Source organism: Amycolatopsis taiwanensis DSM 45107, from assembly GCF_000519205.1.
Taxonomy (GTDB): Bacteria; Actinomycetota; Actinomycetes; order Mycobacteriales; family Pseudonocardiaceae; genus Amycolatopsis_E; species Amycolatopsis_E taiwanensis.
On sequence record NZ_KI912601.1, the window covers coordinates 372,416 to 378,820 of the forward strand.

6 protein-coding genes and 1 pseudogene are annotated in these 6,405 nt (G+C 68.2%); 3 read left to right on the forward strand and 4 right to left on the reverse strand.

The window, feature by feature from the left end:
* Window positions 1-122: 122 nt before the first annotated feature.
* From A3CU_RS0141265 to A3CU_RS49300, 3 genes are read right to left on the reverse strand one after another with little or no spacing between them, the layout of a single operon-like run.
* Entirely contained in the window at window positions 123-569 is a 447-nt protein-coding gene (locus A3CU_RS0141265; protein ID WP_027947167.1) for an SRPBCC family protein, read from the reverse strand.
* A 56-nt stretch (window positions 570-625) separates the two neighbouring features.
* A complete protein-coding gene (locus A3CU_RS0141270; protein ID WP_027947168.1) occupies window positions 626-1,426 on the reverse strand; it encodes a metallophosphoesterase family protein in 801 nt (266 codons plus the stop codon).
* Between the two features lie 23 nt (window positions 1,427-1,449).
* A complete protein-coding gene (locus A3CU_RS49300) occupies window positions 1,450-1,899 on the reverse strand; it encodes a polyketide cyclase / dehydrase and lipid transport (protein ID WP_245617554.1) in 450 nt (149 codons plus the stop codon).
* 80 nt (window positions 1,900-1,979) lie between these two features.
* Here A3CU_RS49300 and A3CU_RS0141280 point away from each other — a divergent pair, with 80 nt between their 5' ends.
* Window positions 1,980-3,770: an AMP-dependent synthetase/ligase gene (locus tag A3CU_RS0141280; protein WP_027947169.1), complete on the forward strand. Its 1,791-nt coding sequence runs from the start codon at window positions 1,980-1,982 to the stop codon at window positions 3,768-3,770.
* A 100-nt stretch (window positions 3,771-3,870) separates the two neighbouring features.
* Here the strand turns inward: A3CU_RS0141280 and A3CU_RS0141285 are convergent, their stop codons facing one another.
* Entirely contained in the window at window positions 3,871-5,373 is a 1,503-nt protein-coding gene (locus A3CU_RS0141285; protein ID WP_027947170.1) for a hypothetical protein, read from the reverse strand.
* 195 nt (window positions 5,374-5,568) lie between these two features.
* Between A3CU_RS0141285 and A3CU_RS0141290 the strand changes: the two genes are divergently transcribed.
* The gene (locus tag A3CU_RS0141290; protein ID WP_027947171.1) at window positions 5,569-5,901 is read left to right on the forward strand and encodes a DUF6907 domain-containing protein; all 333 of its coding nucleotides are present in this window, start codon (window positions 5,569-5,571) and stop codon (window positions 5,899-5,901) included.
* Window positions 5,902-6,196: 295 nt separating this feature from the next.
* Window positions 6,197-6,405: pseudogene (locus A3CU_RS0141295) on the forward strand (hypothetical protein); the annotation flags it as partial.

A 6,405-nucleotide genomic window follows, 5' to 3' on the forward strand; every position in this document is an offset into this window, starting at 1 on the left:
CTGGCGAACTCGGATCACCCCACCCACGACAGCGCCCTGCCGCCCCGATAGCGGAGCCTGTCGGCGGCGCGCTCGCGGGTCGGCCTGGCAGCCGCGGCTTGACACCGGGCTACTCAAGTCCTTCACTCCGCAAGGCTGCTCTCCACGCGCCGCTTCAGCTCCTTGAGCGCGGTGTCCATGACCATCTTCTCGGCCTTGCGCCGCAGCAGGCCGATCATCGGCAGCACCAGCTCGACGGACAGGGTGTAGGTGACCCTGGTCCGGGTCTCGCCGATCGCCTCGAGCTCGTAGCGGCCGTGCTGCGCCTTCTGCATCTGGCCCTTCACCAGGTGCCAGCTCACCGAGCGGCCGTCCGGCGCCCAGTCGTACTCGAGTGTGTAGACGTCCTTGATCGGCCCCGCGTCGAGGGTCAGCCGGACCTGCTTGGCCCGCCCGGCATCGTCTTCGGCGAGCACCTCGGTCTCGCGCACCTTGGCCCATTCCGGGTAGGACGGGAAGTCCGCGATCACCGCCATGACCCGCTCCGGCGGCGCGTCGACCTCGATGGACTGCGTGGACTGGTCGGCCATGGCCGTCAGGCTACCGCCCTACCCGCGATCCGACGCGCTCAAGGTGCACGCTCACCTCACCATCGCAGCACGTAGGGCCGCTCGGTCACCTTGAAGTGGCCCACGTTGCGGCATTCCGTGCGGCCCGCCCGCAGGCGCGGGGACAGCGGCTGGTGCACGTGGCCGAACAGCGACCAGCGCGGCTGCTGGCCGACGATCAACACCGACAGCGCGTCGGAGCCGATTTCATGCCGCCGGGCGACCACGTCATAGGTGAGTTCGGGAAAGCCGGGCGGCACGTGCGTGCACAGCACCTCGACCTTCCCCAGGTCGCCGACCGCGGTGTCGAACTCGTCGCGCGTGCGCAGGTACGGCCGCCACACCGGGTTCGTGCGCCGCAGCACCGCCCCGTCCGGCAGCACCGCCCCGCCCACGAAGCCGAACCGCAGCCCGCCGATCTCCACCGCCTGCCCGTCCACCAGCGTCACCCCGTCGCCGGCGAACTCCCCCCACAGGTCCGGTGAATCGACGTTGCCGGGAATGGCGTAGGTCGGCACGGACATCGCCCTCATCGCCCCGAACAGCGCGGTGTACTGCGCACGGACGGCCTCCTCGACCGCCGCCCCCGGATCGTCCAGGCTCGCCCACAGCGACCGGGAGAAGGCGACCGTCTCCTCACGGGTGCCCTCCCGGCGCAGGCGGGCGAACCTGCCGACGTTCTCCGCACCGAACAGCGTGCCGAGGATGCCTCTGTCATGCGCCTGGTAGTCCACGAAGTCGAGCAGATCACCGAGGACGATCAGCGCGTCGGCGCCTTCACCGGCCTGGGCGAGCGCCTCGGCGTTACCGTGCACGTCGGAGACGACATGAACCCGCATGCTCCGAGCTTACTGGGGCGGGATCAGGCCGTTTCACGTCTTGCCTCGGCCCCGTCCTCGTCCCGGTCCGGCTCGGCGATGGCGGGTGGCAGCCCCGGCTCCCGCCCGTCCTCCAGGATCTCCTTGAGCCCGAGCGCGATCCGCTTGGCGGCGCGGGCCCGCCGGTCGGCTTCCTTCCGCAACTGCCGGGGACCCAGCGGCCGCGCCGGTGTGGCGCGCAGGAAGTAGTGCAGCACGGTGCCGTCGAGCATCGGCTCCAGCCACACCTCCATGGTGCCCACCAGCGCTCCCCGCACGGTCCAGCGCAGACCCTCGTCCCCGCGGTCGGTGTAGATCTCCAGCACCAGGTCGGGCCAGTACCGGCGCCAGGCCGCGGGGTCGGCGAAGGCGGCCGCGACGATCTTGGGCGGTACGGTCAGGAAGGTCTCGTCGACCACGTCGAGCGCAGGTGGTATGCCGAGGGGGATGCTCACGGTGAGCAGGATGTCATAAGGTGTTCAACGCACCAGGTTAACTGGCGAGTAACACCACACCTCGGATCTCGGAGGCCCCCGTGCGGGAGTACAGCGCCCCGGCCGTGAAAGCGGTCGCCGACGACGAGAACCTCTCCGACATCGTGTTCGCGAACGCCGAGCGCTTCGGTGAGGCGATCAGCGCCCGGCGCCAGGTCGACGGGTCCTGGCTGGACGTGACCGCGCGCGAGCTCGCCGGCCAGGTGCTCGCGATGGCCAAGGGCCTGATCGAAGCGGGCATCGAGCGCGGCGACCGGGTCGGCCTGATGTCCAGAACCCGCTACGAGTGGACCCTGATCGACCTGGCGATCTGGGCGGCGGGCGCGGTGAGCGTGCCGATCTACGAGACGTCCTCGCCCGAGCAGGTGCGGTGGATCCTGTCGGACTCCGGCGCCAAGGCGGCGTTCGTCGAGACCTCCGCGCACCTGAAGGTGGTCGACGAGGTCCGTACGGAGCTGACCGAGCTCCGCTACGTGTGGGAGATCGAGAACGCCGCCGTCGAGGAACTGGCCGCGCTGGGCGTGAAGGTGTCCGACGACGTCGTGCACGAGCGGCGCCGGCTGCTGGGCGCCGACTCGCTGGCCACGATCATCTACACCTCCGGGACCACCGGGCGCCCCAAGGGTGTCGAGCTCTCGCACCGCAACCTGCTGGCCGAGATCCGCGCGGACATCAACGCCTTCCCCCAGCTCATGGAGCAGGGCAACTCGCTGCTGTGCTTCCTGCCCCTGGCGCACGTGCTGGCCCGCGCGATCGCGCTGACCGCGCTGGCCGCCCGGGTCACCCTCGGGCACACGCCGGACGTGAAGAACCTGGTCAGCGACCTCGGCACGTTCCGGCCGACGTTCGTGGTCGCCGTGCCGCGCGTGTTCGAAAAGGTCTACAACTCCGCGAAGCAGAAGGCGCACGGCGAGGGCAAGGGCGCGATCTTCGACCTCGCCGAACAGGTCGCCGTCTCCTACAGCCAGGCCATGGACAGCGGCGGCCCCGGGCTCCTGCTACGGGCCAAGCACTTCCTGTTCGACAAGCTCGTCTACGGCAAGCTGCGGGCCGCGCTCGGCGGTCGTTGCATCGCCGCGGTGTCCGGCGGCGCACCGCTCAGCCACCGGCTCGCGCACTTCTTCCGCGGCATCGGGGTGCCCGTGTTCGAGGGCTACGGCCTGACCGAAACCTCGGCGGCGGCGAACGTCAACACGATGTCGGCGTTCAAGGTCGGCACCGTGGGCCGGCCCATCGCGGGCACCTCCGTGCGCATCGCCGATGACGGTGAGGTGCTCCTCAAGGGCGACGTGGTGTTCAGCGCGTACTACAACAACGAGACCGCGACCAAGGAAGCGCTCGAGGACGGCTGGTTCCACACCGGCGACCTCGGTGAACTCGACGACGAGGGATTCCTGCGGATCACCGGGCGCAAGAAGGAGATCATCGTGACCGCGGGCGGGAAGAACATCGCCCCGTCCACGCTCGAGGACAGCCTGCGCGTGCACCCGCTGATCAGCCAGGCGATGGTGGTCGGCGACCGCCGCCCGTTCATCGGCGCGCTGGTCACCATCGACGAGGAGTTCTTCCCGGCGTGGAAGACCCAGCACGACAAGCCGCCGGCCGCGACCGTCGCCGACCTCGTCGACGACCCGCAGCTACGCGCCGACGTGCAGACCGCCGTCGACGAGGCGAACAAGCACGTGTCGCACGCCGAGTCGATCAAGAAGTTCGTCGTCCTCGACAACGACTTCACGGAGGCGAGCGGCGAGATCACGCCGAGCATGAAGCTCAAGCGCCACGTGGTGACCAAGAACTACGCGAAGATCATCGAGGCGCTGTACCAGAAGTAGCGCGACCTGTGCGGCCTGCATGAATGACCCGTTCCTGCCGAATTTGGACAGTAACGGGTCACTCATAACAACGTCCGGTTGACACAGGCCGACCGACAGGTTAGGGCGATCGGCGCATCAGGCCGGTGAAACCCGCGACGAAGAGGGTCAGAAACGCCCAGGCGAGCACCTGCAGCACCCAGCCCAGCGCGATGAACGCCTGACCCAGCCCGCGGCCCGGATCGACCGTGCACCGGGCCTCGCCGATCTTGACCAGCGGCGTGGCGGCGTTGAGGGCGAGGCCGGCCTGTTCGACGAGAGAGCACCCGCCGAGCAGGCCGAGGGCACCCGCGACGAAGGTGAGCACCACGGACAGGGCGAGCGTGCCGACCAGCCAGCCCAACGCGCGTCCGGGCCGGTAGCCGTATCCGGCGGTGAGCCCGGTGATCCGGTGCCAGACGCGACCGCGGAGCCCGAGGTCGCCGCGGCGGAGCAGATCCCGGTGCCGGGCGATGTGGATCATCCGGGCGTTACGTTCGTGCCCGGCACCGGCCTGCACCGCGGCCAGGTGGAAGTAGGGCTGGCTCGTGTAGCGGGTGGTCCGGTGCGCGAGCATGTCCAGCCACTCGGTGAGGGACGCGTGCTGCGGCTCGCCGCGGTAGGTCAGTCCGGTGACCTCGATCGGTCCCACGGGAAACGACGCGGGCAGCACCAGTTCCCCGGCGACCCGCACCTGGATCAGGTTGAGGGAAAGCTCGCCGGGCTCGGCCGCACGCGCCTGCCCGCCGTCGCAGACCAACTGCCCGCCGATGCGCGCGCCGATGAGGCGGACGGTGCCGGAATCCCGGCTGCCCTCGGCGAGAAAACCGTCGCTGAGCATGACGTTGCTCCCGGTTTGCAGGTAGTCGGCGACGAGCGCGGGGCCGTCCGGACTGCGGATCGTGGCGCCCGACAGGTTGAGCATCGTGCCGATAACCGCGCCCGGCAGCCGCACCACACCGCCCTCGCCGGTCCCCTCGGCACGAAAGCCCCGGTTGAGGAACACCCCGCCACCGGTGCGCAGGTTACTGGCCTGCAGCGCGGCGCCCGCGGTGTTCACCAGATGCGCGCCGCTGAAGTTGACCAGACCGCCGATCCGGGCGCCACCAAGATGAACGGCAAGGTGCGAACCGTCGCCGAGCCGCGCGGCCCGGAGCGTGAGACTGCGCTCGATGGTCACCTCGTCCGCCACCAGTCGCGGCGCGACCAGCCCGGAAAGGTCTACTGTGGACAGTTTGGCACCGGTGAACCGGACCGGCTGGTCGGCGGTGCAGTCGAGCAGCCACAGCGGAAGGCTCGACTCGATCTCGGCAAGATCCAGGCCACCCACGAGATGCGCCCCGCGCAGCCGGATGCCGCGCGGATCGGCGGCAACCTCTCCCGGCCATTCGAACCGGCCGAGCATGATCCGCCGGAGGAGTTCGCCCCGGATCTCGGGTTTCTCGCCGGTCTCGCCGGTCTCGTCGGTCTCGCCGGTCTCGCCGGTCTCGTCGGAGAAGCGCTCCTTGGAGAAATCCAGGAACCGGCCGGCCAGCACGGCCAGCACCAGCTCGCGTTCACTCTCGTTGAGATCGTCCACCGTCATCCGCGCCACACCGTCAGATTAGTACGGCGGCTGCGCTGAACAATCTCGACCGGTCATAGCTGTTGATCAAGACAATTTCCCAGGCGAACGAACAAAAATGCCAGCTACCGTAGGGAGGTAAACAAAAGGCGGCCCTGGCGGTGCTGTGACACCAACCGGGGCCTTGATCGACTTCGAAGAAGTCGGCAAGCCAGTATGCCCTACTGGCAAGCCATACCGTGCCCGCTCTGGTGCGAGCGTGAGCATCACGAGGAAGAGTTCACCGAACACCGGATTCACCGGCCGGCCGATAATCTCGTGTCGGTGGTATTGACGGCGAACGATCCGGTCCGGCTGGAGAACAAGGACGGGTCCGTGTTCTTCGAACCGGCGATTCTACGGGTGGATCTCTCGCAACACATACGGGAAGCAGCGCCCCGAGTGCTGCTCGGCAAGGAACACTCCACCGAGTACAGTCTCACACCCGGCGAGGCGGTCGAACTCGGCCACGCACCGGTCAAGACTGGACAGCTCGCCGGGACATCCTGAGGTTATCGAGAAGCCCGAGGCCCCCTCCCCCGCTTAGGAGGGAGCCTCGGTTTGCTTCTGGGGCCCTTGCGTAGCCGAGGTGTACAGAGGGCTTCGGAGAACAGTGGGTGGCCGGATATTGCCGTTGGCCGCCCGTTTTCCAGGTGATGCTGCACGAATGGTCCCTTCGTGTCGTTTTCGGTGGAAATATTCACCTTCGTTCGCCTGAGCGATAGAATGTGGTTATTCGTCTTCGAGGTAAGGATCCCCTGCGATGCATGACATACTCTCGCTGTGTGGCGACGACATTGCGCGCATGTCTGACGATGCCGCGGTCGAGACCATGACCGTGGCGCGGGAAGCCGTATGCCGAGCCCAAGCCCTCCAGGTCCACGCCGTCGCCCGATTATGCAAAATTCGTGGCCACACGAGATGGGTGGCCGACGAGGTCGCACTCGAACTCTCTCTCAGCAAGCAGGCTGCTGCCGGTCTGGTCGGCGTGGCAGAGGTGTTGACCACTCGGCT

Coding starts and splice junctions, on each gene's coding strand:
- A3CU_RS0141270 (WP_027947168.1), bottom strand. CDS start 1,426: ATGCGGGTTCATGTCGTCTCCGACGTGCACGGTAACGCCGAGGCGCTC.
- A3CU_RS0141285 (WP_027947170.1), bottom strand. CDS start 5,373: ATGACGGTGGACGATCTCAACGAGAGTGAACGCGAGCTGGTGCTGGCC.
- A3CU_RS0141265 (WP_027947167.1), bottom strand. CDS start 569: ATGGCCGACCAGTCCACGCAGTCCATCGAGGTCGACGCGCCGCCGGAG.
- A3CU_RS0141290 (WP_027947171.1), top strand. CDS start 5,569: ATGCCCTACTGGCAAGCCATACCGTGCCCGCTCTGGTGCGAGCGTGAG.